Raw genomic sequence first — 24627 nt, 5'->3', positions numbered from 1 at the left:
TTACGACGTCAGCGACGAGGCGGCCTCGACCATCGAGCGGATGCGCTCGTTGGCCAGTACCACCTTGGCTTCGGCGTCATCATCGACTTCGGTCTGGCCCACGATGTAGTGGATGGAGTCGCTGGTCTTCTTGGCCTCAACACCGGCCATCTTGTCGCAGCAGAAGCTCTTCTCGCCCACCTTGTAGCTGATCTTGACGTTCGCGGCAGCGTCCTTCACGAGCTGCACGGCCTTCTCCGCCTGATCCTTGCTCTCAAAGTCGACGCCCGCCACGCGATAGTGCATGGGCTTGCCGGCCTTCTCGGCCATGCTCTTGGCGGTCATGGGGCACTGAACAGCCTCGTCGCCAACGGCATACTGCATGCTCTGCATGGACTCGGCCTCGGCCTCCAGCATGCTGGCGAGCTCGACCAGGGCATCGTGACGGTTGTCGAAGGTCTTATCCGCGACGACATACTGCATCGACTTGCCCGAATCCTGGGCCATCTTGGCGGCCGACTTCGGGCACGACATGGTCTGATCGCCTACGCGATATTGCATGGAAGGGAGGGAGGTGAGCACCGCCTTGAGACCCTTGCAGCCACCGTCACACTTGCCATCGCAGGAGCCCTTGCAGCCGCCGCAGCTTCCCTTGTCCGAAGCCATCTGGGCCTTGGCATGTCCACAACCGCCCTCGGAGGACGCCATCTGGGCCTGCTTGGCGTGTCCGCAGCCACCCTCGGAGGAAGCCGTCTGGGCCTTGGCATGGGGGCAGCCGCCGTCGGCCGAATCCGTCTTGGCCTGCTTGGCGTGCGCGCAGCCGGTATCGGAAGCGAGGCGGGCGTTCTTGCAGTCGCCGTCGCACTTGCCGTCACACTTGCTGCAATCGCCCTTGCACTTCTCGGCGCACTTGCCTTCGCAGCCGGCCTTGTCCGACGCCATTTGAGCCGGCTTGGCGAACGCGCATCCTGACTCGCCGGCGCTCTTGCAGCCGGCACAAGGCTTGTCACACGCATACGTCGCGGCCGTCATCAGACCAACCGCCACCACCGCACAGATCGTCGTCAACCATCGCTTCATAGATCCTGCTCCTTCCAAATCGAGGTATTCATCCCATTGCGTGAAAACAATGATTCCCGCCTTCAGAAGCGTGCGTCAGCCGCGGTATTCACATCGGGCGTTGCACGTTTCCGCCACATTCACCTGGGCGAGGACAGGCAGGCCGGGCTTGAGCCGCGTCCAGATCCACCGCGCCAGAATTTCCGAAGTCGGGTTCTCCAGCCCTTCAATCTCGTTGAGGTAATGGTGATCGAGCCGGTCGAGGAGCGGTTGAAACAACTGTTTCAGTTTACCGAAGTCAACCAGCCACCCCGTTTCCGGATCAATATCCCCCTCGCAAACGAGCTCCACTTTGAAGCTGTGTCCGTGGAGTCGAAAGCACTTGTGGTCGGGCGGAACGTTGGGGAGGCGGTGGGCCGCCTCAAACGTAAACTCGCGCACCAGCCGAACTCTCGTGCTCGCCTCCATGGGCGACGGCTTCGTGGGATATTCTAATCGCAAATGTCCCTCAGCGGGCTGAATCATTGTAACGGATTGGTCGCAATTTCTCCACCGGCCGACCCCGAAACGGGAGGCCGCGCCGAAAACCGCATTGGATCCCCTTATCGGGGCAGAATCTCCAGCAGTTCCACCTCGAACAGGATCGTGGCGTTGGACGGTATCCTGCCCGGGACGCCTTCCGCACCGAAGGCCTGCTCCGGCGGAATGATAGCGTTGTAGCGGCTCCCTTCGCGCATCTGCATGACCACCTCGCGCAGACCGGGAATGAGCTCGGAAAGGCGCTTGCGCGGCGGGTTCGGGTCAGCAAACGTATCGTTCAAGACGGACCCGTCAGGAAGTCGCCCGCGGAAGTTCAGGAGAACCTGGTCGCCCTCGATGGGGATCGCCCCCGCCCCATGGCGAACGACGCAGTACTGGACGCCGCTCTCCGTCGTCTCCATGGGCTCCGTGCACTCGCTTCGCAGGGCATCGGCGGTCTCGGCAAGTCGGCGCTGCTGCTCTTCAATCGCTTCCTGCTCGCGCCGGCGGGCTTCCTCACGACGCACCTCGATCAGCCGATCGAGCGCAACCGCGTTGAATTCGGAAACGAGGCGGACGTCGTGAATCACGACGGGCTCGATGGGCACTTCCTTCAACTGGCCCGCGGCGAACTTGGGATTGGCCACCACCTGCACCTGGGCGATCTTGTCCACGTTCTCCATGCCTTCGACCACCCGCCCGAAGGCGACATATTGCCCGCCCTCGGGATCATCGAGCAGGTAGTTGTTCCGGACGTTGATGAAGAACTCGGCCTTGGTCGATTTCGCCATCAACGGAGAACGGATCATCGCGATCATGCCGCGTTCATTCAGCAGACCGTTGAAGTATTCCGGATCGATGCCCTCGCGCAGGCCTTCCTTTCGCGTGGCGAAATCGGGCGTGAACCGTCCGCTCTGGATCAGCGTGCCCGGCAGGACGCGATGGAAGATCAGTCCGTCATAGTAGTCGGCCAAGACGTACTGCATGAAGTTCCGCGTCGTCTCGGGGGCCTTGTCCGCGTCGAGCTCGACCACAAACATGCCGAGCGTCGTATCGAACGCCAAACGGGGATTGACCACTTCCCCGGCAGGCCGCGTGGTCGTTCGTCCGGCGGCAGCGGAATGGGAATCCTCGTAGCCTCCACGCGGTTGCGGAGACTTGCAGCCCGCAAGACTCAGCGCCGCCATACACCCGACAGCAATCCATCGGTTCATATTCGTTCCTTGTTCTCGCCCGACGAACGCCCGCTCGGCGCCCGCTTGTTACGAACTAGCTCTTGGCCGATTTCTCAGGAAACTTGCGATCCAGCGCCCGGTTCCATTCCGCCAGCCTCTTCTTCTGCGATTCGAAGAGCGCGGCCGTGTCACCCTCGACCCGTACCGATTCCATGACATCACCCTGTCGGACGGCGTTCACCACATCCTGCCCGTCCGTAACCCGGCCGAACACGGTGTGCTTTCCATCCAGCCAGGGAGTCTCGACATGCGTGATGAAGAACTGGCTGCCGTTGGTTTTCGGCCCGGCATTGGCCATGGAGAGCACGCCGGGACCGTCATGCTTGTGCTTGGGAGTGAACTCGTCCTCGAACTGGTAGCCGGGACCACCGGCGCCCGTGCCCGTGGGATCACCGCCCTGGATCATGAAATCGTCGATGACGCGATGAAAGGTCAACCCGTCGTAGTATCCCCGCCGCGCCAGGTTCGCGAAGCTGGCGACGGTCGCCGGCGCTTCGTCAGGGAAGAGTTCGAGGTGGATCTCTCCGCGATTGGTCTTGATAACGGCATTCAATGTCAGGGACCCCCCTTCTATTCGTCGTTGGACGGCTTGTCGGAACCGGCTTCGTCGGAGTCCTTCTTGTCGTCCTTGAGCAGCGTGACCTTCTGGATAACGACAGGCTCCACGGGAACGACCTTGCCTCCCGGATACTTGGGATGGACCCGGGTGTCCGTGTTCCTGATCTTGTCCACCACGTCCATGCCGTCAACGACCTTGCCAAAGACCGCGTAGGCGGCGCCGTCCGGCTGGGGCTTGTCGAGGAATTCGTTGTCCACCACGTTGATGAAAAACTGCGACGTCGCGGAGTCGGCATTGCCCCCCTGGCGGGCCATGGCAATCGTCCCACGAACGTTCTTCAATCCGTTCTGCCACTCGTTCTTGATGGGCGGCATGAGACCGGAAGACTTGGGGTTCATCTCCGCATCGAATCCGCCCCCCTGGATCATGAAGGTGGGAATGACGCGATGGAAGATGGTTCCCTCGTAGTATCCCGATTTGACGTACTTCAAGAAATTCTCTACGGAAATTGGCGCCTTCTCGGCATCAAGCTCGATGACGATGTCGCCGAGCGTGGTCTGCATTTTCACGCGGGGATGCTTGTCATTCGCCGCGAACGCTGCCGCTGAACAAGCCAACAGCATGATTGCACTGGATATATATCGCATGGACGTTTCCTTTCTGATTTCGTTGGCCGGGCTGGTTCAACACTCGAACCCGCCAATGACTGTTGGAGCCTTCGTTGCCCGATCAACCGCCGCTCACGCCGAGAAGCTCGACCTCGAAGATCAGGTCGGACTTGGGCGGAATCGTCGGCGGCCGGCCGGACTCTCCGTAGGCCATGGAATACGGGATTTCCAGACGGCGCACTCCGCCGACCTTCATGTCCGCCAGACCCTTCGTCCAACCGCTGATCACCCGGTTGAGCGGGAAGGTCGCAGGCTGGCCGCGCGTGATCGAGCTGTCGAACAGCGTGCCGTCCTTGAGCCAGCCCGAATAGTGAACCGTCACCATGGCGGACGGCGACGCCGGCGACTCGCCGTCACCGGCCTTGATGTCCCAATATTTCAGTCCGCCGTCCAGTACCACGGGCTCGATCCCCTCAATGGAGCGCTGCGTGGGAGGCGGGGGCGGGACAAAAATGTCGAGCAGTTCGACCTCGAAGATCAGGTCGGACTTGGGCGGAATGGTCGGCGGGCGCCCGGACTCTCCGTAGGCCAGGTCATACGGTATTTCGAGCCGGCGGATGCCACCGACCTTCATGGTCTGAAGCCCCTCCGTCCATCCCTTGATGACGCCATTGAGGGGGAAGGTCGCCGGCCGGCCGCGCTTCACGCTGCTGTCGAACAGCGTGCCGTCCTTCAACCAGCCGGAGTAGTGCACGGTGACCTTGTCCGTGGCCTTGGGAGAGGCCCCTTCGCCCACCTTGATATCCCAGTACTTCAACCCGGAGTCGGTTGTTACTTCTTTCAATCCTTCGATAGAGCGCTGCTGGGGCTCCTCGGCGAAAGTCGGCGCGCTGAAGGCAAGCAGCACGATGCCGGCGAGGCCGAAGGGAATTCGTGTGGTCAGGTTCATCAGTTCGTCCCGTTTTCTGGTTGATCCGCGGCCCGTCGATCCCGGGGCCCTTTATCCGAAGAAGCACGAAAGCCGCGTATTGTGCACGGTCACTGGTGGATTTTCAACGCTTGTCGCCACGCCGGCACACGCCGCATGGAGACAATGTAAAGTGCTTCGGCCGCCCGCGGCGCTGTCCATCGCCTGCGGCAGCGTTTACGATTGCCATCATTCCGTCGACCCGCGCCAGCCGGGAAAAACCGCGTTCGGCGGCCTGATTTCGTGGGTGTTCGAATAAAACCGGCAGGCAGCACCGCCGGTGAGAATGCGCGTGCAAGATTTCGCCAGCCAAGTCGGGCGGATTTCCCGTGCGTAATGCCTCGTCCCATCTGCGTGCGATTCCTGACGTGTTGTTACGCAACCGAAACTTCGTGTTGCTGTGGTCGGCCTATGCCGTCAGCTCCATGGGCGACCACCTTTCGGAGATGGCCATTCTCGCCACGCAGCACGCGCTGGATGCGGATGTCAAGGTCACGGCGATGTACGCCCGCATGACCTTTCTTTTCTTTCTGCCCTTTCTCCTTTTCGCCCCCATCGCAGGCTGGCTGGCGGATCAACTGCCGCGTCGCGGATTGATGATCTTTGCCGATCTGTCGCGCTGCGCGATCGTCTTCTTTCTTGCCCAACTCATCCATTGGATGGAACCCTGGGGATCATGGGGACCTTTCCTTCCGCTCCTGTTCGTGGGGATATTCGCCGCGGTATTCTCTCCGGCGCGATCAGCGCTGCTGCCGACGATCATTCATCCCAATCAACTCGTCCGAGCCAACGGGTTGCTCGGAGGCGTGGGCATCATCGCCACGATGGCCGCATCGATCATCGGCGGTTACCTGGCGCAACAGAAGCACATCGAGCTGGCGTTTCGTCTGGACGCAGCCACGTTCGTCGCGAGCGCCTTGTTGCTCGCTTTTCTCCGGCCGCCGAAAGCCGTACCCCATCTGCATGAAACACCTTCAGAAAGATCCTCGCTGTCTGATCTTCTCGCCGGATTCCGTTACGCGTGGATTCACCGGCATGTCATTGAACTCATCCTTGTCGCGGCGCTGGTCTGGGGATGCGCCGGTGTGGTCAACAGCGTGATCCCCGCTATCGTGCGCGATGTCTACGATGGCACGTACCAGTCCATCGGTGTTTATCGCGCGCTGGTCGGCGCGGGATTCATCGGCGGCGCCCTGGTGATGGTGACCATCGGCCAGGCCGCCCGCAGCGAAGTGGCCATGGAGTGGAGCTTGCTGTTCGGCGGCATCGGCGCGGCCGTGTTCGCCGCATCCGTCTTTCTTCCGTTTGAACCCGCAACGCTGGCGTGGATCGGCGCCGTGGGCATCATCGCCGCGTCACTGGGCGCGGCCGCGACCATGGCGAGCTTTAACGCCCTCCTGCAACGTACCGTGGCCGATCGCTTCCGCGGGCGTGTTTTCGGCGTGAAAGATGTTTCCACCGTCGTCGCACTCCTCCTCGGAACGGGATTGCTCGGCATTCCGAACTGGAGAGATGTCGATCGGTGGGTGGGCTGGATTCTGGTCGGCGTGGCGATGTTGCTTTTCGCGGCCGGCGTTGCGGGCATGTGGATTCGGTTGCGGCGAAGCCCGCTCGGTCCCGGGTGGCAACTGGCTGAGAATCTGAACGAATTCATCTGCAAGTTCTACTGGCGGCTGGAACGACTCGGCCGGCCCACCGTGCCGCGAACCGGGGCGGCCATCGTCACCTCGAATCACGTCACCGCGGGTGACCCGATGCTGCTTTGCGCGGCCGCGCCCTATCGTCCGCTGTCATTTATTCTCGCCGCTGAATATGCCAACTGGCCGATCGTGGGGTTCTTTGTCCGCAAGCTCGAGTGTATTCCCGTACGTCGTGACGGAGCGGATTCGTCGGGCATGCGGCAGGCACTTCGCCACCTCCGGGCGGGCAGGGCCATCGGCGTGTTCACCGAGGGTGGCATTCCCGAGCCGGATGAACTGCGCCGGCCGCGCGACGGGGTGGCCATGATGGCACTCAAGACCGGTGCGCCGGTCATTCCCGCATTCATCAGCGGGACAAAATGGCGCAGGGAAGTCATACCCTCGCTCCTGGCCCGACACCGGGCGAAGGTCCGCTTCGGCAAACCGGTGGACCTTTCCGAATTCGGCGGAGCCGACGCCACGCGTGAGCAGATTCGCGCCGCCAGCGCCCGTATCTTCGAAGCCATCTGGGAATTGGCCCCGGAGGAGGACCGCCTCCGCCGCGAGCGTATGATCCAGGAAGCCGCGAAAAAATCGCTGCACGAGATCGACCACAGCACGGAAGGGAGTTCAAACGATGAGCAGCCATGATCCGATCCAACTCTGGAAGCGGTACTGCCGACACCTGTGCCACCGTCCTGACATCGGTCTGCGTCTGGACGTGAGCCGGATGCACTTCGACGACGCCTATCTCGACCAGATGCGTTCGCGGATGGAATCGGCACTTCAGGCCATGCAATCGCTCGAAGCGGGCGCCAAGGCCAACATCGACGAGGACCGCATGGTGGGGCATTACTGGCTGCGCGCTCCGGACCTGGCGCCCGACGACGAGATCCGCGCCGAGATCGAGAAGAACGTGCGCGCGATCAAGAACTTCGCCCAGCAAATCCACAGCGGGTCCATCGCTCCGCAGCAGGGCGACGGATTTTACGTCGTGCTGGTCGTGGGCATCGGCGGGTCGGCGCTGGGGCCGCAGTTCGTCGCCGACGCACTCGGCACGACCAACGATCCCATGATCATCCGCTTCGTGGACAACACCGACCCCGACGGCATCGATCGCACGCTGGCCGAGCTCGATGAGAATCTCGCCCAGACGCTGACGATCGTGATTTCCAAATCGGGCGGGACGGTCGAAACGCGCAACGGCATGCTCGAAGTTGCCGCGGCCTACCACAAGGCCAAGCTCGACTTCGCCCGCCACGCCGTCGCGGTGACGATGGAAGGGAGCCGCCTTCATAAGCAGGCCATTGACGAGCGCTGGCTGCACATCTTCCCCATGTGGGATTGGGTCGGGGGGCGGACGAGCGAACTGTCGGCCGTGGGACTTTTGCCGGCGGCGCTGCAAGGCATCGACATCGACGAAATGCTCGAAGGGGCGCGGCTCTGCGACATCGCCACTCGCGAGCCGCGCATCGGCAACAACCCGGCCGCGATGATGGCGCTCATGTGGTACGACGCGGTGAAGAACCGAAGCAAGCGGAACATGATCGTGCTGCCCTACCGCGATCGCCTGCTGCTGCTGAGCCGCTACCTCCAGCAACTCATCATGGAATCGCTGGGGAAGCGCTACGACCGCGGCGGCAAGGAAGTCTGCGAGGGGCTCACCGTGCTGGGCAACAAGGGCACGACCGATCAGCACGCCTTGGTCCAGCAGCTTCAGGAAGGCACCAACGACTTCTTCGCCACGCTCATCGGCGTTTCGCGCGATCGCGAGGGGAAGTCGATGCCGCTGGGCGAGGAGGCAACGGCCGGGGACTTCCTGCACGGGTTCCTGCTGGGCACACGGGCGGCGCTGTTCGAGGGCGGGCGGGAGTCGATGACGATTTCGGCCGACGAACTCAACGCCCGCACGGTGGGCGTGCTGATCGCCCTTTTCGAGCGGGCCGTGGGACTTTACGCCGAGCTCATCAACATCAACGCCTACCATCAGCCCGGCGTCGAGATGGGCAAGAAGGCGGCCGGTGGAACAATCCGCCTTCAGAAGGAAGTGCTCGGATACCTGGGGCAGCATCGCGGCGAGGCGCAGACGGTCGAGCAGATTGCGGCGGCGATCGGCCACGCGGACGCCGCCGAAACGGTCTTTCACATCCTCGAACACGCCGCAGCGAACGTGGATCACGGCGTGTCGCGCGAGGCGGGGGAAAGTCCGTTCGCGGCGAAGTACAGGATGTAGATCGATCGGCGACCCGGTTGGTCGCTCAGTAAGAACATGATGTGGGTGGTCGAGTCTTGCGAATGGCCCGGAATGGGCCGAATAGGCGGACAGCGTCGCAGAATACATACACAGAGACAGCTTGAGCGTGAGGAACATGGGTTTCTCCAATTTGGACGAGCGGCATGGAACTCGGGGAGGAGTTCCTGCGAGCGGAACCGGGACTGCCCGTCCATAGGTAATAACGCGCGGGGTGATCGCGCAAAGAGGCGCCGGCCGGTGATCATGACGGCAAGTGACGGCCCGGCCGAGGGTTGCGGCGGGAAGTGACAGGATGGTGGCAGCATTGTAGGGAAACGAGTGCGCCGTAAAATGGGGCGCGGCGAAGAGGTGCGTCGGGGACGCCCCCTACGAAGATTTTGGAGGCTGGATGCCGAATTCTGTTACGGCCCACTCGCGACCTGCGTCCGTCAGGCCCAGTCGCGTATTGTTCGAGAATCCGTAGACTTCTCTAATGGCTACTCCAGAAACGTTCACTCGTGTGATGTCTTCGCCGTATTCGATCAGCTTTTCATCGGCCAGATAACGCAAATCAGCCTCCGAGGCTCCAAGCCCAAGAACTTCTGTGTATTTCAGCCAGAATTCGAACTTGTTTGCATTCGAGCGATGCCCGTAGTCGTAGGCTCGAACGAGCGATTCAATTGCCTTTCGTAGGTGTTCGAATTGCGACGGCAGCTTGCCCATTTTGTCCGCGAGCTTATAGCCTGAATTCGTTACGGCGAATACTTCGTTCTTTTGCCCTCGTGGCTCAACAAGTGTCTTGCCAACCAATTCAATAATTGCGTCCGACCATTTGGCATATTCTCTTTGGCCACCGTCCTTCATGAGCTGCTTACCACCGGCTTGAAGGTTCGATCCCGCCATATGTCGCAGCAGAAGGATGTGCCCGTCACCTGAGGCTGCGGCAACCAAAAGCGCTTTCGCATCGTCCGACAACCGTGGATTCTCCTCGAAAACGCCGGATTCACGGCCTGTGGGCGATACATCTGAATCTGAGAAATGCCTGATTACCGTTTGCGAGAGTTGCCGGGCGAGTTTTTCCTTGAATTCTTCGGTAGTTGTATAAGAGTCTATTAGCCCCTTCTTCTCGCACTCACTCCTGAAAGCTTTGAGGGCTCTGTGTTGTTCATCGTCAAGATCTCTCGGAGAAACTGGTCTATACGAGAAATACAGCATGGCCGGTTTGCCAGATTTTATGTGCTCTTCGATTTCCTCAACTGTTCCGCTTGCTGCGTTTCCAGTCGGGCTTCCAAGCCTTGTCCAGAAAACGGCAACAAGCAAGTCACAATCGGATAGCACCTGTTGATTAATGATAGCCTGAGGCCGTTCGCCCATAGCGGGTGAGGAATGCGTATCCCAGCCCGTTGGCATGAGTAAGAGTTTGCGGCCTTCAGAGTTGGCATAGTTCCACTGTTCGAGAATCTCGCGAATCAGCTTGCGTTCGTCCGCTACATCGGACGGTGACGCAATCATCACTTTGATCACAGTGGCTTGGTAAGACATGGACGACCGGTCCTTTGAAGATTCCCGAATCCAGCAGACTATCTTATCTCGCGGAACGTCTGCATACTACTCCCCCACGCCGATCGCCGAAGCCGCGGCGTTGGATTTGGTGTGGGTGATGGTGAGGAGGACGCGGGTGATGCCCCTGGCGGCGGCGATGGCGGCCGTCTCGCCGGAGAGGGTGACGACGGGCTGGCCGAGGGCGTCGGGAAGAATCTCCATGTCGGTCCAGGAGATCTTCCCCCGCCAGCCGGTGCCGATCATTTTCAGGATGGCCTCCTTGGCGGCCCAGCGACCGGCGAGGTAGGGAACGGGATTGGCGAGCTCGGTGACGCGGCGGCGCTCGGCTTCGGTGAGGACGCGCTCCAGGAAGCGCTGGCCGTGGCGCCGCCAGATGGTCTCGATGCGGGCGCATTCCACGAGGTCGATGCCGTGGCCGAGGATGGACATGTGGAAGAAGGTAACAGGGGACGGGCAATAGGCAACAGGAAGAAGCCACGAAGCGACGAAGCCACGGAGCCACGAAGGGGAAGAGAGCAAGAGGCAATGGGCAATAGGCAGTAGGCAATAGGAGGGACGGTTCGCGAAGAAGGCGGGGATGCGTATGATGCCTTCATGCCATCCCGCACGGACGCGAATCTCGAGAGGCTTCTCGCGGACCTGAACCCGCCGCAGCGCGAGGCCGTCATGCACGCCGACGGGCCGCTGCTCATCCTGGCCGGTCCCGGCAGCGGCAAGACCCGCGTGGTCACGCGGCGGGCGGCGTACCTGGCGGCCACGGTCGCGGCGGCGCACGAGATCCTGGCCATCACCTTCACGAACAAGGCGGCCGAGGAAATGCGCGAGCGGATCGCCGCACTCGGCGTGGGCGAGGGCATGACCGTCAGCACGTTCCACGCCTGGTGCGCCCGGCTGCTGCGGATCTATCACGAGGAGGCCGGGCTGGAGCGGAATTTCTCCATCCTCGACCGCGACGATCGCCGCAAGATCGTCAAACAGGCCATCGAGGAATGCGGGCTCACCACGGACAACTATCCCGCCAGCGCCGGCGACGCGATCATATCCGACGCCAAGAACGCGATGCTCTCGGTGGCGGATTTCACGGAGCAGCGCAGCGACTGGCGGCAACGGACGTGGGCGCGGGTGTACGCACGATACGAAGAACTGCTGGCGGAGATGGCCTCGCTGGACTTCGACGACCTGCTGCTTCGCGCGGCCGGGCTGCTGGGCAGGAACGCGGAACTGCGCGACCGGCTCGAGGAACGCTATCGCTACGTGCTCGTCGACGAATACCAGGACACCAACACCGCTCAGTATCTTCTGGCGCGATGTCTGACGCAGCGGCGGAAGAACCTCTGCGCCACGGGCGATCCGGACCAGTCCATCTACGGCTGGCGCGGGGCGAACATCGAGAACATCCTCTCCTTCGAACGCGACTACCCGGAGGCGAAGGTCGTCCGACTGGAGCAGAACTATCGCTCGACGCGGCGGATTCTGGCCGCAGCGGACACGCTCATCGCCGGGAACCTCAAGCGCAAGGCCAAGGCGCTCTGGACCGAGAACGACGAGGGGCCGGCCGTGCGCGTGATGGACTGCGACAACGGCCAGCAGGAGGCGACGATCATTGCCCGGGAAATTGCCGAGCGGTTCCGGCACGGCAACGCCGGCGGCGGGATCGCCGTGTTCTATCGCGTCAATGCGCTCAGCCGCGGGATCGAGGAAGCGCTGCTGCGCGAGGGCGTGCGTTACCAGGTGGCGCGGGGCGTGGAGTTCTACAACCGGCGGGAGATCAAGGACGTCATCGCCTACCTGCGCGTGCTGAGCAACCCGGCCGACGAGGTCGCCCTGCTGCGGATCATCAACACGCCGGCGCGGGGAATCGGGACGACGACCATCGAGCGCGTGCGGGAACGGTCGAAGGAGAGCGGACGGCGAATGCTCGAACTTATCTCCGATGCGGCTGAGCGGAAGCGTTTCGGTCGCGCGGCGGGCAAGCTGGGAGACTTTGCGGAGCTGGTCGCCAAACTAAGCCCGCTCATCGCCGGTGCTCCGGCGACGGCTTTGCGCATCGTGCTGCGAGAGAGCGGGCTGGAGGCGATGTATCGCGGGGAGCAGCGCAGCGGGGGTGATGACGCCGCGGCCAATCTCGACGAGCTGGTCAACGCCGCCACGGTGTTCGAGCAGGACCATCCCGAGGCGACCGTGCTCGACTGGCTGGAGCACGCGGCGCTGGTCAGCGATGTCGACGCGATCGACGAGGAGGGGCAGGACGTGACCCTGATGACCCTGCACGCGGCCAAAGGGCTCGAATTCGATGTAGTTTACATTGTCGGATTGGAAGAGGGCATGCTGCCGTTTCGCCGCCACGACGACGCAAGCGGAGCGGCCTCGGACATCGAGGAGGAGCGGCGGCTCTGCTTTGTGGGCATAACCCGGGCCCGCAAGGAATTGACCCTGAGCCTGGCACGGTTTCGCATGCTGCGGGGAATCACGCAGCGCACGGTGCGCAGCCCGTTTCTCGACGAGTTGCCCCGCGAATCGCTACAATGGATGCCGTTCGCGGCGGATGGCGGCGGGCGAGCGGCCGCGCCGCGCGGCGCGTCGGCGCCGTCGGCGGAGTTTGCCGACTGGCACGTGGGCACACTCGTGGAGCATCCGCTGCACGGGCTCGGCCGCGTGGTTGCGTTTTCTCGAGGATTGCGTCAGACGCACCTTGACGTGCAGTTCCGAAGCGGCAAGCGGCACTCGTGGGTGCTGGAGTTTGCGGATTTGAAGCGCGTCGATTTCGACGAGATCGGAGAATCGGCCTGAAGACGAACCGCGAATGTCGCGGTCAGACGGCTTCGCGAATGATCAGCCCCGTGGGATTCCAGGGAGGGACATGATGCGACATGCGGTGATCATGGCGGGCGGAGCGGGCGTGCGACTCTGGCCGCTCAGCCGAAAGAATCGCCCCAAGCAGCTACTGCGCATCCTCGGCGGAACGAGCCTGCTGCGGCAGTCGTTCGAGCGCGTCTCGGCGTTGCTACCACCGGAGAGAATCCACGTCATTACGAATCAGGCGCACCTTCCGCTGGTCGCCGAGGAAATTCCCGAGCTTCCTGCCGCGAACCTGATCGGTGAGCCCGTGGGACGCGACACCGCCAACGCCGTGGGACTGGCGTCGGCCGTGCTGGAAACTATCGACTCCGACGCCGTCGTGGGGATCTTCACCGCCGATCATGTCATCGCGCCGGTCAGCTTGTTCTGCGAAGCGGTGGAGTCCGCATACACCGCGGCCGAGGAGCACGCCGACCATCTCGTGACGATCGGCGTTCGCCCCACGCGCCCCGACACCAACTACGGATACATCCGCCGCGGCGAGCACGTCACGCGCGACGTCTATCGCGTGAGCCGCTTCGCCGAGAAGCCGGACATGGCGTCGGCCATGAAGTACCTCGCCTCGGGCGACTACTACTGGAACAGCGGCATGTTCTTCTGGCGCGTGGGGACGATCCTCGGGCAGCTCGACAAGCATCTGCCGCAGACGGCCGGTCCCGTGCGCGAGATCGCCCGGGCGTGGCAAACGGCGGAGCGGGACCGACTGCTGCATGACCTCTACCCCAAGCTCATGAAGATCAGCATCGACTTCGCCATCATGGAGCGGGCGAAGCAGGTGCTCGTCGTGGAAATGGCCTGCCACTGGGTGGACCTGGGCTCGTGGCCGGCGCTGGAGACGGTGCTCGCGGCCGATGCCGAAAGCAACGTGTCTAACGGGCCGAACGTGATCCACCTCGCCTCGCGCGGCAACATCGTAGTGTCCGAGCAGGACCATCTCATTGCCACCATCGGCGTGGACGATCTGGTCATCGTTCACTCGGCCGACGCCACGCTGGTCTGCACTAAGCGCGACGTGGCCAACATCCGCGAGCTGGTGGACGAAGTGAGGAAGAAGCACGGGGAGGGGTACGCGTAGGTTCAGGCAATGGGCAACAGGCAATAGAAACATCGGGCGTCCGCTGCTATGCCCGCGCCATTCCGCAACCCATGACCCGTTACCTTGGCATCGACTACGGCGAGAAGCGCATCGGCCTGGCAGTGGGCGATGACGTCGTTCGCCTGGCGTCGCCGGTGGAGACCATCGACAACGTCGCGTTGCGCGACGAGCGTATCGCCGCGATTCTGCGCGTTGCCGCCGACTATGCTGCCGATGCCTTCGTACTGGGATTGCCCCTGAACATGGACGACTCGGAGGGTCCGCAGGCCAAGGTCACGCGGGCGTTCGGCGATGCCCTGGCGAAGGCGTCGGGCAAGCCGGTTCACTACTTTGATGAGCGTCTCAGCTCGCACACGGCCGGGGAGAAGCTCATCCCGGCGGAACTCACCCGCAAGCGGAAGAAGTCCCGTCTCGACGCCGTCGCGGCACAGGTGATGTTGCAGGAGTTTCTGGATTCGTCCGCGTGAGTCGCAACAGGCGAGTCGCGCGTGCCACGTCCGCGAGGGCCGAAGCCCTCGGCTCGCAGCATTGTGGTGCGTCGGAAGGCACACCCAGCGCTGCTCCATGCGGTCATCCGGACATATCTGAGCGATTGGCGAATGGTGAAGGCATGCGAAGCGCGTGTCTCGCGACACGCGAACCGCAATGCCCTACGAATCTGCCGGGGCGCGGAGGAGGCGGAGGGCGTTCAGCGCCACGACCACCGTACTGCCTTCGTGACCGATGACCGCCAGCGGTAACGGGATGCCGCCCAGCACGGCGAATACGCTCAATGTGGTGATTACGGCAATCGCCAGCGTGAGATTTTGCGCGACGATACCGGCCGTGCGGCGGGCGTGGCGGTGCAGCCAGGCCACGGCTTCGATGTCGTCGCCCATGAGAACGATGTCGGCCGCTTCCAGAGCAATCTCCGCTCCGCGAGCCCCGAGCGCGACACCGACATCCGCCTGAGCCAGTGCAGGGGCGTCGTTCACGCCGTCGCCAACGAGTACCAGCGAGCCGTGCGACTCGCGCAGTCGCCGCGCTTCGGTAACCTTGTCCTCGGGGGAGAGCGCCGCGGCGAAGCCATCCAGTTGCAGCGACTGCGAAACGCGCTCGGCCACGATAGCATGATCGCCGGTGAGCATCTCCACGCGGGACACGCCCTGCTCGCGAAGCCCCGCCAGGCATCGCGCGGACCCGTCGCGAACCGTATCTTCAAAGCCCAACAGCGCGACGCGGTCGTCGATCGCCACGGCCGAAACGGTTCGGCCCTGGCGGCGAAGCGATTCGACGCGTCGAATCAGGTCTTGTGCGGCCGGGCTCGTTGGTCGATCCGCACGCGACTCCTGCGATGTTGCGGCGCCCGCCATCCGCTCCATCACCCGCTCGGGACGCCCAATCCAGACGCGTTTCCCTTCGACCTTGCCCTCTGCACCTTCGCCGGGGATCGACGAATACTCCTCGACTATTGGCGCTTCGATACGCCGCTCGCGCATGGCGTCGGCCACGGCGACCGCCAACGGGTGCGTGCTTGTGGATTCGATTGCCCCGGCCAGGCGGAGCACATCACCTTCCGAAAGTCCATCATCGACTTCCACCGCGGCAAGGCGAATGCGTCCGGTGGTGAGCGTGCCGGTCTTGTCGAAGGCGAACATCCGCGAGCGAGCGACCGCTTCGAGAAAGGCGCCGCCCTTGATGAGCACGCCGCGCCGCGCGGCCGCCGCCGTCGCGGCCAGATAGGCCACCGGCGTGGCGATGATCAGCGCGCACGGACTGGCGACGATGAGCAGGGCGATGCCCCGCCGCACGGCCTCGTTGCCCTCGAGCTGAAAGATGAATCGACCCGCCAGCCCCACCACGACCGCGGTGACGATCACCGCCATGGAGTATGTGGGTCCGATGCGATCGATGAGCCGCTGCGCCGTGGCGGGCTGGTGACGCGCTTCTGTCACCAGTTGCACCACCCGTGAGAGGGTCGAATCGGCGGCGAGCTTGACCGTGCGGACTTCCAGCCGCCCGTCGAGATTTTGCGTGCCGGCGAAGACCTGATCGCCCGGCCCGCAGTCTCGGGGAACGGACTCGCCCGTGATTGCCGCTTCGTTCACCGACGACGCTCCGGCAACGACTTCGCCGTCCACGGGGACTTTCTCGCCGGGACGGACCAGCACGCGATCCCCCACGCTCACCTGGCGGAGCGGTACGCGCCGCGGTCCCGATGCTTCCAGGACGGTCGCGAATCGCGGGGCCAGATCTCGCAGGGAGACGATCGCCCGCTGCGTTCTCCGAAGCGCAAAGCTCTCCAACCCGCCGGAGAGTGCGAAAAGGAAGAGCAGCAACGCGCCCTCAAAGGGGCTCCCGATGTAGGCCGCAAGGCACGCTCCCAGGAGCATGAGCGCATCGATGTCGATGGTAAGTTGCTTGAGCTTATCCCAGACTTCCGCCAGCGCGGGGACGCCGGCGATGGCAAACGCCAGCAGAACGAACAGCACGCGGAGGGATTCCGGCCCGCCCGCCAGGCTCACGATCCACGCTGTGGCCAGGCTCAGACCCGCGCCGACCGCGATGATCAGTTCCAGATTGTTCTCGATCCGTTGTGCGAACGGCGTGTAGAAAACATTGACGGCCGCGCCATCGGCATCGAGTACCGGCTCGTCCGAGAGAATGGGGTTGAAGACCTCCCGCGAGGCTTCGAACGTCGGATGGCGTCGCATGGTTGTCGCACGATCACCCATTGCCCGCGACTCCCGCAATTTCCGCGAACCAGCTCGTCAGCAAGTAGACGATTCCGCCGCTGACACCCGAGAGCAGAATGCTCGCCGCGGCGAACTCGACCACGCCGCGCCGCGTCGCCCACGCGGAAAGCACGGCGAGAACCAGCAGCAGGGCCAACCCGCCGATCGGCATCCACCATTGCGAATCATGCTCGGTGAGCCAGACCAGGGGGAGCGACAGCAGCAGCCCGGCCGCGAGCGTCGAGCCGAAGTTCATCGCCCCGACAATCAGCGGATGCTGGATGTGGTGCATGGAGAGACCGAGCTCTTCCTCCATCATCACTTTGAGGAGGCGGTCGTCGTCGGCCGAGAGCGTCTCCACGACCTGACTAAGCAGTGGCTCGCGAAAACCCTTTGCGGCGTACAGGGCGCGAACCTCGTCGACCTCGTGGTCGAAGCGCTCGCGGATTTCGCGACGCTCCCGCTCCAGCTCGGATACGAAGTACTGCACGCGAAGGTAGGTCGATCGCGCCAGCGAAACGGCCGTCACCAGGGCGATCCCGAACGAGAGCGCCACCAGAATCCAGGGGGCCAGCACGGCGTGCCCGAATCCCAGCAGCGCCACCCACACGAGCCATAGCAGGATGACCGCGTCGCGTGCGCTGACCAGTACGCGTCGCCAGTCATCGCTCTCGGAGAGATTGGCCTCGCCACCGAGCACCTCCCGCGCCTTCCGCCGCGCCTCGACGATGTGATCGGCGGCATCGCTCACGGCACCTGCCGTTCCGGCCTCCCCACCCGCCGCAGCAGGATCGGAATCGGGTCTGGTGGATTGGTCGGTGAGATGGAAATCGGGTGCGTTCACGAACGATCTATCGTCCAACGCGGGCCGCGAACTGCGGCTTTCGTCCTCGGCCGCGTCAGATCATGATCATGGAGAGCAGCCACAACGCAAGCCCAATCGCGAACATGCCCGCGACGATGGTGATCCACAGAACGCCCGCCGCGGCCGGGACCTCCCGCAGATCCTCGCAGCGCGTCGTCTTGTAGACGATCGCGATGCTCAGGCAGAGCGGAAAGAGCAGGAGCAGGCGATACCCGCGAAGCTCGATGCCCGTTGTGAATAATGCGGCAAGCACGTGAATCACGGACCTCGTGCTCCCATCGTCGAGGCGCCGGCTGCCGCGCGGCGCTGTGCCGCCGCGGGATCAGCCCGGGCGATTGCATCGAGAATCACCAGAAGGTTGAGCAGCCCGGCTATACCGGTGTAGTGCACGCCGACGTCGATGGACATCCAGTGCCCGAAGTACGCGGAAAGATCGCGCGGGCGATGATGCACGTCGAACATGCCCGAGCGCTCCGCCCGACGCAGGATGAGGTCATGCAGCCCCAACGCGCCCAAGGCGTGCCCGCCGCTCATGATCTGGGCCACGAACCACAGGCGCCGCGCCTGCGGATCAACCGTCGAGGCCGCGCCCCCCACCGCCACTCCCGTCCAAAAGGTCGCGGCGATGGCAATCATCAAGATCAACCCGCGTTTGCGCTCCCCGATGTACAGGTGTCCCAGGCCGGGAAGCGCCCAGCTCAGGATCCCGGCCAATGGGGCTCGCAGCAGGTCCGACGGAGGCGGTGACGGCAAAACGAGACTCCAGGGGATGGGTCAGGACAATCCGCAAGAACCATGCGGATCGCAACAGTGGCAGCATCCGCCGCCCATCGGGGCGTGCGACGACGGCTTCGGCGAAGCCTCGCGTGCCGAGAACACGCTCAAGCGACGCTCGACGCGCGATTTGCCACACTTGGGGCATTTGACGGAATCGCCCCCTGACGCGGAGCGTACCAGCTCCTCGAAAAGGTGATGGCAGGACGGACAGCGGTACTCGTAAATCGGCATGTGTCAGCCTCGGAGAAACTGGCTAAACTCGGCTCGATCCCGTTCGGCGACCCGGGTGCGGACCCCTCGCGCCGCCGGCGCAAGTATAGGAGTGCCCGCTCCAACCCGCAACGCGGAGCGGTTGGCCGGGGCAGAACATCGACAGAGAACGACAAGTGGACGGACTGATCAACCTGAACAAACCCGCCGGCATCAGCTCCGCCAAGGCCCTGTATCGGGTCCGATCCATCACCGGACAGCGGCGCAGCGGACACGGAGGAACGCTCGATCCGGCGGCCTCGGGCGTGCTCCTGCTGTGCATGGGACGGGCCACGCGACTGGTCGAGCTCATCATGGACCAACCCAAGGTATACCGGTCCACGGCCCGACTCGACGTCACCAGCGAGAGCTTCGACGCGGATCGACCGTTGATACCCGTTGATGTGCCAGGCATCCCGGCCGAAGCGGACGTGCGCCGTGGACTGGGAACTTTCGAGGGGACGATTGAGCAGGTGCCGCCGGCGATCAGCGCCGTGAAAGTCGGAGGCGTCCCGGCCTACCGTCGCGCTCTCCGCGGGCAGAACGTCAAGTTACGCCCGCGAATGGCCCAAGTCCACTGGATCCAATTGCATCGTCTGGACTGGCCGGAGGTCGAATTCAGTATGGCCTGCGGGCGCGGCACATACGTACGTGCTTTGATTCGTGATCTCGGGGTGCAGTTGGGAACCGGCGGATGCCTGACCGGGCTCGTGCGCGAACGCATCGGACCGTTCACCCTGGACGATTCATGGTCGATCGAAGCCATCCGCGAATCGACTGGCCGATCCGACTACCTGATCCCATTCGAACAGGCGGAAGCACTACTTCGCGACGTGCCGCCCACGATCCCGCCGCGCCCTGATCGCTGACAGGCCCTGGGTGATGCAACGGAATGGCCATCCCCGGCGAAACAGGGCCGGTTTCACGATATTCTCTTCCGCTTGTCCTTCTTTGGGCCCGAGCCCTTCGGCCGCGTTCCTGCGGCGCCGGAAGAAATTGAAGGGGTTGTGCCGCGGGCGCCCCCGACCGCTGACGCCTGACAATCGCGGCACAACCCGCGTATTTGCACATGGTGATCGACAACCGTGAATCCCATGGAGCCCGTGTCCGGCAGCGAAAGGCGATCCAGCGACTTGTCGCGAATATCAGCTACTCTTCCACATTGGAGGCAGACCAGGTGATGGTGCTGGTCCATGTTGGCGTCGAACCGCGCCCCGCCCCCGGGATGGCATGCCCGTGTGACGACGCCGAGTTGCACGAGCGCCTCCAGAACCCGATACACCGTCGCCCGTGACACGCCGGCAAGCCTCGGGGCGACGTCGCGGTAGACTTCCTCGGCAGTGGGATGGTCATCCCGGCGCAGCACGGCCTCGTAGATGACCCGGCGCTGCGCCGTGAGGCGGATTCCCTGCTCCCGGCAGGACCGCTCGAAAGACTCGAGGCATTGATCAATCGTCCTCGCCCGCGTCATAGATGGTAATAATTACTATCTGAATATTGAAGTCAAGAGGCAAAATGGTCGCAGGGGCGGCGCGCCATTCACAGCGTGGCGCTCGCCGTACTCAACGAAAACGGGCAGGCGTTTTCCGCCTGCCCGTTGTGGAGACTGGATGGGAACCAGGACCCTACGGCGATTCCGGCGCGATGTCGGCCGTGATCGCCAGGTAGTCGGCGAAGTCCGAACTGCTGTTGCTGATGGAGATCAGCTCCGCGTCGATGGAGAATGTCGCGTGCCCGCCGAAGGACAGGCCCTCGGTGGCGAGCTCCGGCGTGTTCTCCCGCAGCTTGTCCGCCAGGAAGTCCATGAGCGGCAGTTCAAACGTACCCGAAACCAGGTCGTCCGGCTCGGTCGTGGCGCCGCCGCAGATCACGCCCGTGCTCAGATCGTAGGAAAGCGAGTCGAACACGATCAGAATGCTCGGAATGGTCTTGCCGTCCGGCTTCATGAACGAGCCGCGCTCCAGCGACATCCGCGCGTCCACGTTCAAACACGATCGCCACAGGGCGCATTCCGTGACCGTCGACGGATCAAGACCCAGACACGCCGGGACCGTATCCGGCGATCCGTTCAGCGTCATCGTGTCCGCGTCGCGGTCGGCAATCAGCGCAAATGAGATCTGATCGTACCGGAACAGGCACTCGACGCGATTGGGCGTCGCCGGGTCGTCGTCGATGAAGATCTTCGGCGGGTTGAGCAGCCGCGCGATGATGTGCACGGCCGTGCCCGGAATCAGCAGACGCTGGCGGTACTTCTCCTGCTCGTCCTTGCACGCCGTACGCTTGCCGGCGTCGAGAATCGGTGCCGGGTATTCCGTATCGCAGATCCCGTCGACTTCCACGTTGGTCCGGCCGATGCAGCGCGCCCGCCGGAACAACGGGAAGGTGTCCGGCAGCGTGTCGCAATCTTCCGTCAGGAAGCTCTGGATCACCTTACGATCGACGAATTCCGTCTTGAGCTGTCCCGTCTTCACCAGCGTCGCGAGCAACTGGTTGAACACGTCGTCGGAGACACCCACGGTGATGCCCTTGGCCGGCAAACCGCTCGTGTCGGTGATCGGCGGGATGGGCAGCGGCGCCGGCGTCAGCGGCGTGCCGGGGAAATTCGCCGCGGCCGGATCGAGAATGGTGGGAATGAACTTCGCCTTCACCGATGCAGCGATACCCTCCATGTCAATCTGTACGTCATCCAGCGCGAAATCCAGGACTATGTTTTTGTCAGGCAGCTCCTCGTCGTTGTCGAAGCGGAACTCGTTGAAGTCGCCGAAGTTGCCGTCGAGCTCCTTGATCTGCTCCGCGACGTCAATCTCCTTGAAGAAGTCGTTGGGGATAATCGCGTCGATGAAGAGCTCCACCAGGTTGATGATCCCCAGCGTGAGAATGCTGAAGATCGTGAACCCGCAACTCGCGCTGTTGTTGTCATTGAGCTTCAGCTCGAACTGCGTCAGGCCCGGATCGAACGTCACCGTCACCGGGGCATCGTTCTTCACGGCGTCCTCGGTCACGACGAACGAAACCTTGGTCGCCTCCTGACGCATGCGCACCTTCATGTCGATCTTGCGGGCGCAGGTGCAGAAGAAACCGCAACCGGTCGAGCCGCAGCACTTGCCCTTGAGGGTCATCTCGAAGAAGTACTGCGGTAGGGTGATGTCCACCGTGATCTGATCCTGCTGCGGCGTGACGGACACCTGGAAGTCATTCTCGTTGATGTCCACCTGCGTGATGGTCAGGTCCAGCGTCGGATCGCAGCAGCCGATGTTCTCCACCTTCTGCTTCTTCGTATAACCATTGAGCTGCGTCTCCAGCTTGTCCTTGATGAACTCCCGGGCCACGATGGTGAAGCTCTCGAAGAAGTCATCCAACCCCTGCTTGGAAATGCCGATGGTGAAGGCGTTGTTGACGATGACGTCGTCCGCCAGCGGACCCCGACCCCGGCTGCCCAGGTTGACAGCCTCGATGACCGGACCGACGGCGAACTCCCGCTGCTCGAACGTGGACACGTAGTCCTCGTCTATCGCTTGGACCACGAGCAGGTTGCTGCCCTGGACAAACGAGCCGACCTGCGGGTTACCGTTCAGCAAGGCCCGATAGTCCGTCTGCGGCAGGTTGACGTTGAACGCAAACTCGTACTTCCCGCCCCCCAGCTCCGGATCACCCGGCGTAACCACCGTTCCCGGCAGCGGATCGATGAAGAACCCGTTCACGTATACCTCGGCGATCGGCTTGCCGTGGCAGACCTCGCCGGTCACGTTCGTCGGGCCGCCCGCCGTGACTTCACCCTCCAGCGGGGTGAAGATATCAAGCTGAAGTCCCGCGGCCGATCCCTTGTCCGTCAGATCGTCCATGTGGCACCACGGCGCCGGAGGCTCCTGGATCGAGCCCGGCAGCAGATCCCCGGTGACACGGACAATGTGATTGCCGCAGCCCAATCCGCTGAGGTTCATGCGGACCGTATTCGATGCCGGCGAACCCGGCGGCGCGACATCCACGAACAGCTCGGAAACAAGGACCGGTGTCCCGTTGATGTTGACGTTGCCATTGTACGGCCCGCCCGGCAGGTCGTTGGCCGGATCAAGCCCGATCCCCGTGATCACATCCACCCCGTTGACGAGCACTCTGAGCGTCGACGGATCGACCAGCGGAATCGCCGCCAGAACCGGGATGATGTCTCCCGCCGATTCGGCGATCGTCTGACCCGCCGGCTGAATGACATCGAGGTAGGGCGTGATCGAGCAATAGGCCACGGCCTCTGTCCGCGGATCGCGCACGTGCACGCGCAGCAATGGGACCGGTGCAAACACCTGGTGAACCCCGCCCACGGTCTTCGCGGTAATGCAGTCACCGCTGTACGTGAACGCCCCGAGATTGGCCACGTCGCCGTTCTCGACAGGCAGCGTTGCCACAACATTGTCGTCCGCGTCGATCGCCAGCAGCTCTGCGGTGATTTCCGACTCTGGGGCCGCGCCCGTCACCGTCCAGTTGAGCGTGTACCAGCCGGTGCAGTCGCGACAGATGCTCGCCCCCAGCGAGCAGGTCACGCGCACGTCGGCGGCCGCACAGCTTGCGTCGTTGCCGTCGATCGCGCCGTCGCAGTCATTGTCGATGCCGTCTGCACACGTCGGGCCGACCGGGCCTTCCGGCGAGCCCAGCTTGGCCGATGCGTTGCAGAACGTCCCCGTCCCGTCGATCTTGCAGACGAATGTGCCCGGCGACTGGCACGCGCCCACACCCGCGGTGCAGGGCATGCCCTTGTTCGGGAACGTCTCATCAATCTGGCCGTTGTTGTTGTTGTCGAGGCCGTCGCACTTCTCCGCCGTGATGCAGTCGGGATCATTGAGGTCGGTCAGGCCGTCGCAGTCGTTGTCGATCCCATCGCTGCACTTGGGTCCGCCCGGGTCCTGCTCCGATATCGGCGCCCCCGGACTGACGTGGCACACCGTCGAGAGCCCGTTCGCCGCGCAGATGAAGAAGCCGTTTCGGGCACAGAGCCCCACGCCCGCCGTGCACGGCTGCTGGAGATTGGGGAACGTCTCGTCAATCTCGCCGTTGTTGTTGTTGTCGAAACCGTCACAGAACTCCTGCGTCTGGCAAACCGGCTGCTCGTGGTCGATCAGGCCGTCGCAGTCGTTGTCCAGGAGATCGAAGCAGGTCGGCGAGGTCGCCGGTCCCTCGGTCTGAGGCGCGCCCGGCGTCGCGTTGCAGATCGCCGACAGACCATTCCCGGCGCAGACCACCGTTCCCTCGGCCCGGCAGATGCCCTCGCCCAGCACGCATTCCGCCCCGAGCGGAAGATTGACCAATTGGCCGAAGGTGGGCGAGCCGTCGCGGATGTCCAACCCGTTGAAGGTGAATCCTTCGTCGATACCGCCGGCGCAGTTGTCGTCCACGCCGTTGCAGCGCTCGGTGGCGCCCGGAAAGATGTTCGGGTTGTTGTTGTTGCAGTCCGTGGCCGACCCGTTGGGGCATTGGCTGTTGCCGGGCGACCCGTACCCGTCGCCGTCGGTATCGTTGCACTGCGCCCGTGCCTCGACCCCCACACCGAGCGATAACAGTACGCCCAGAAGGAAGAGCGTCCTCCCAAGGCCTGACGGCGAGAATCCCCGACGGGACTCACTGCGGGCCGCCGACCGAAACGCTTGCGTATTCATCTCTATCCCCTGCCAGATGAT

The 24627-nt window shown here is 63.3% G+C and carries 21 protein-coding genes; 6 read left to right on the top strand and 15 right to left on the bottom strand.

Features of this window, described 5'->3' with window-relative positions; genetic code table 11:
• The 6 genes from J5J06_09840 to J5J06_09815 all read right to left on the bottom strand — a co-directional run bounded on the left by J5J06_09840 (position 1) and on the right by J5J06_09815 (position 4803).
• Complete coding sequence (locus J5J06_09840) at positions 1 to 1059, bottom strand: hypothetical protein (protein MCO6437375.1); 1059 nt, start codon at positions 1057 to 1059, stop codon at positions 1 to 3.
• 75 nt (positions 1060 to 1134) lie between these two features.
• Positions 1135 to 1506, bottom strand: a complete 372-nt coding sequence (gene queD / locus J5J06_09835) for a 6-carboxytetrahydropterin synthase QueD (GenBank protein ID MCO6437374.1) — start codon at positions 1504 to 1506, stop codon at positions 1135 to 1137.
• Positions 1507 to 1640: 134 nt separating this feature from the next.
• Positions 1641 to 2771, bottom strand: coding sequence for a peptidylprolyl isomerase (locus J5J06_09830; GenBank protein MCO6437373.1), 1131 nt, complete (start codon positions 2769 to 2771; stop codon positions 1641 to 1643).
• A gap of 55 nt (positions 2772 to 2826) precedes the next feature.
• On the bottom strand, positions 2827 to 3351 hold the full coding sequence (locus J5J06_09825; GenBank protein MCO6437372.1) for a peptidylprolyl isomerase: 525 nt from the start codon (positions 3349 to 3351) through the stop codon (positions 2827 to 2829).
• Positions 3352 to 3362: 11 nt separating this feature from the next.
• Positions 3363 to 3998 carry a peptidylprolyl isomerase gene (locus J5J06_09820; GenBank protein ID MCO6437371.1) on the bottom strand — a complete coding sequence of 212 codons (636 nt, stop codon included), beginning with the start codon at positions 3996 to 3998 and terminating at the stop codon, positions 3363 to 3365.
• Between the two features lie 82 nt (positions 3999 to 4080).
• Positions 4081 to 4803 (bottom strand): FKBP-type peptidyl-prolyl cis-trans isomerase, encoded by a 723-nt coding sequence (locus J5J06_09815; protein ID MCO6437370.1) that lies wholly within the window; start codon positions 4801 to 4803, stop codon positions 4081 to 4083.
• 491 nt (positions 4804 to 5294) lie between these two features.
• Here J5J06_09815 and J5J06_09810 point away from each other — a divergent pair, with 491 nt between their 5' ends.
• Both J5J06_09810 and J5J06_09805 read left to right on the top strand, forming a co-directional pair.
• Complete coding sequence (locus J5J06_09810; GenBank protein ID MCO6437369.1) at positions 5295 to 7256, top strand: MFS transporter; 1962 nt, start codon at positions 5295 to 5297, stop codon at positions 7254 to 7256.
• Positions 7243 to 8838, top strand: coding sequence for a glucose-6-phosphate isomerase (locus J5J06_09805; GenBank protein MCO6437368.1), 1596 nt, complete (start codon positions 7243 to 7245; stop codon positions 8836 to 8838). The genes J5J06_09810 and J5J06_09805 overlap by 14 nt, the downstream gene beginning before the upstream one ends.
• A gap of 387 nt (positions 8839 to 9225) precedes the next feature.
• Here J5J06_09805 and J5J06_09800 read toward each other — a convergent pair whose 3' ends face one another.
• Positions 9226 to 10380 carry a DUF4062 domain-containing protein gene (locus J5J06_09800; protein MCO6437367.1) on the bottom strand — a complete coding sequence of 385 codons (1155 nt, stop codon included), beginning with the start codon at positions 10378 to 10380 and terminating at the stop codon, positions 9226 to 9228.
• A gap of 66 nt (positions 10381 to 10446) precedes the next feature.
• Complete coding sequence (acpS, locus tag J5J06_09795; protein ID MCO6437366.1) at positions 10447 to 10830, bottom strand: holo-ACP synthase; 384 nt, start codon at positions 10828 to 10830, stop codon at positions 10447 to 10449.
• A 165-nt stretch (positions 10831 to 10995) separates the two neighbouring features.
• Between acpS and J5J06_09790 the strand changes: the two genes are divergently transcribed.
• The 3 genes from J5J06_09790 (at position 10996) to ruvX (ending at position 14823) form a co-directional block, all read left to right on the top strand.
• A complete protein-coding gene (locus J5J06_09790) occupies positions 10996 to 13191 on the top strand; it encodes a UvrD-helicase domain-containing protein (protein MCO6437365.1) in 2196 nt (731 codons plus the stop codon).
• 73 nt (positions 13192 to 13264) lie between these two features.
• Positions 13265 to 14335, top strand: coding sequence for a mannose-1-phosphate guanylyltransferase (locus tag J5J06_09785; GenBank protein MCO6437364.1), 1071 nt, complete (start codon positions 13265 to 13267; stop codon positions 14333 to 14335).
• Positions 14336 to 14406: 71 nt separating this feature from the next.
• Positions 14407 to 14823, top strand: coding sequence for a Holliday junction resolvase RuvX (gene ruvX / locus J5J06_09780; GenBank protein ID MCO6437363.1), 417 nt, complete (start codon positions 14407 to 14409; stop codon positions 14821 to 14823).
• Positions 14824 to 15006: 183 nt separating this feature from the next.
• On the opposite strand, the gene J5J06_09775 is transcribed toward ruvX, so the two are convergent.
• From J5J06_09775 to J5J06_09755, 5 genes are read right to left on the bottom strand one after another with little or no spacing between them, the layout of a single operon-like run.
• A complete protein-coding gene (locus tag J5J06_09775) occupies positions 15007 to 17070 on the bottom strand; it encodes a cation-translocating P-type ATPase (GenBank protein MCO6437362.1) in 2064 nt (687 codons plus the stop codon).
• Positions 17063 to 17914 carry a VIT1/CCC1 transporter family protein gene (locus J5J06_09770; protein ID MCO6437361.1) on the bottom strand — a complete coding sequence of 284 codons (852 nt, stop codon included), beginning with the start codon at positions 17912 to 17914 and terminating at the stop codon, positions 17063 to 17065. Before J5J06_09770 ends, J5J06_09775 begins: the two co-directional genes overlap by 8 nt.
• 55 nt (positions 17915 to 17969) lie before the next feature.
• Positions 17970 to 18197 (bottom strand): hypothetical protein, encoded by a 228-nt coding sequence (locus J5J06_09765; GenBank protein ID MCO6437360.1) that lies wholly within the window; start codon positions 18195 to 18197, stop codon positions 17970 to 17972.
• Positions 18194 to 18688, bottom strand: coding sequence for a hypothetical protein (locus tag J5J06_09760; GenBank protein MCO6437359.1), 495 nt, complete (start codon positions 18686 to 18688; stop codon positions 18194 to 18196). The genes J5J06_09765 and J5J06_09760 overlap by 4 nt, the downstream gene beginning before the upstream one ends.
• A gap of 21 nt (positions 18689 to 18709) precedes the next feature.
• Positions 18710 to 18943 carry a zinc ribbon domain-containing protein gene (locus J5J06_09755; protein MCO6437358.1) on the bottom strand — a complete coding sequence of 78 codons (234 nt, stop codon included), beginning with the start codon at positions 18941 to 18943 and terminating at the stop codon, positions 18710 to 18712.
• A 155-nt stretch (positions 18944 to 19098) separates the two neighbouring features.
• Here J5J06_09755 and truB point away from each other — a divergent pair, with 155 nt between their 5' ends.
• Positions 19099 to 19830 (top strand): tRNA pseudouridine(55) synthase TruB, encoded by a 732-nt coding sequence (truB, locus tag J5J06_09750; protein ID MCO6437357.1) that lies wholly within the window; start codon positions 19099 to 19101, stop codon positions 19828 to 19830.
• Positions 19831 to 19883: 53 nt separating this feature from the next.
• Here the strand turns inward: truB and J5J06_09745 are convergent, their stop codons facing one another.
• Positions 19884 to 20432, bottom strand: coding sequence for a transcriptional repressor (locus tag J5J06_09745; protein ID MCO6437356.1), 549 nt, complete (start codon positions 20430 to 20432; stop codon positions 19884 to 19886).
• Between the two features lie 154 nt (positions 20433 to 20586).
• A complete protein-coding gene (locus J5J06_09740; protein MCO6437355.1) occupies positions 20587 to 24606 on the bottom strand; it encodes a putative metal-binding motif-containing protein in 4020 nt (1339 codons plus the stop codon).
• Between the last annotated feature and the right edge of the window lie 21 nt (positions 24607 to 24627).

It is taken from the genome of Phycisphaerae bacterium (assembly GCA_024102815.1).
In the GTDB taxonomy this organism is placed as follows: domain Bacteria; phylum Planctomycetota; class Phycisphaerae; order UBA1845; family UBA1845; genus JAGFJJ01.
The sequence above is the reverse complement of the archived record's forward strand: the minus strand, read 5'-3'. Positions and strand labels throughout refer to the sequence as shown.

Coding starts and splice junctions, on each gene's coding strand:
- J5J06_09840 (MCO6437375.1), bottom strand. CDS start 1,059: ATGAAGCGATGGTTGACGACGATCTGTGCGGTGGTGGCGGTTGGTCTG.
- queD (MCO6437374.1), bottom strand. CDS start 1,506: ATGGAGGCGAGCACGAGAGTTCGGCTGGTGCGCGAGTTTACGTTTGAG.
- J5J06_09830 (MCO6437373.1), bottom strand. CDS start 2,771: ATGAACCGATGGATTGCTGTCGGGTGTATGGCGGCGCTGAGTCTTGCG.
- J5J06_09820 (MCO6437371.1), bottom strand. CDS start 3,998: ATGCGATATATATCCAGTGCAATCATGCTGTTGGCTTGTTCAGCGGCA.
- J5J06_09805 (MCO6437368.1), top strand. CDS start 7,243: ATGAGCAGCCATGATCCGATCCAACTCTGGAAGCGGTACTGCCGACAC.
- J5J06_09800 (MCO6437367.1), bottom strand. CDS start 10,380: ATGTCTTACCAAGCCACTGTGATCAAAGTGATGATTGCGTCACCGTCC.
- acpS (MCO6437366.1), bottom strand. CDS start 10,830: ATGTCCATCCTCGGCCACGGCATCGACCTCGTGGAATGCGCCCGCATC.
- J5J06_09790 (MCO6437365.1), top strand. CDS start 10,996: ATGCCATCCCGCACGGACGCGAATCTCGAGAGGCTTCTCGCGGACCTG.
- J5J06_09785 (MCO6437364.1), top strand. CDS start 13,265: ATGCGACATGCGGTGATCATGGCGGGCGGAGCGGGCGTGCGACTCTGG.
- ruvX (MCO6437363.1), top strand. CDS start 14,407: ATGACCCGTTACCTTGGCATCGACTACGGCGAGAAGCGCATCGGCCTG.
- J5J06_09775 (MCO6437362.1), bottom strand. CDS start 17,070: ATGGGTGATCGTGCGACAACCATGCGACGCCATCCGACGTTCGAAGCC.
- J5J06_09755 (MCO6437358.1), bottom strand. CDS start 18,943: ATGCCGATTTACGAGTACCGCTGTCCGTCCTGCCATCACCTTTTCGAG.
- J5J06_09745 (MCO6437356.1), bottom strand. CDS start 20,432: ATGACGCGGGCGAGGACGATTGATCAATGCCTCGAGTCTTTCGAGCGG.
- J5J06_09740 (MCO6437355.1), bottom strand. CDS start 24,606: ATGAATACGCAAGCGTTTCGGTCGGCGGCCCGCAGTGAGTCCCGTCGG.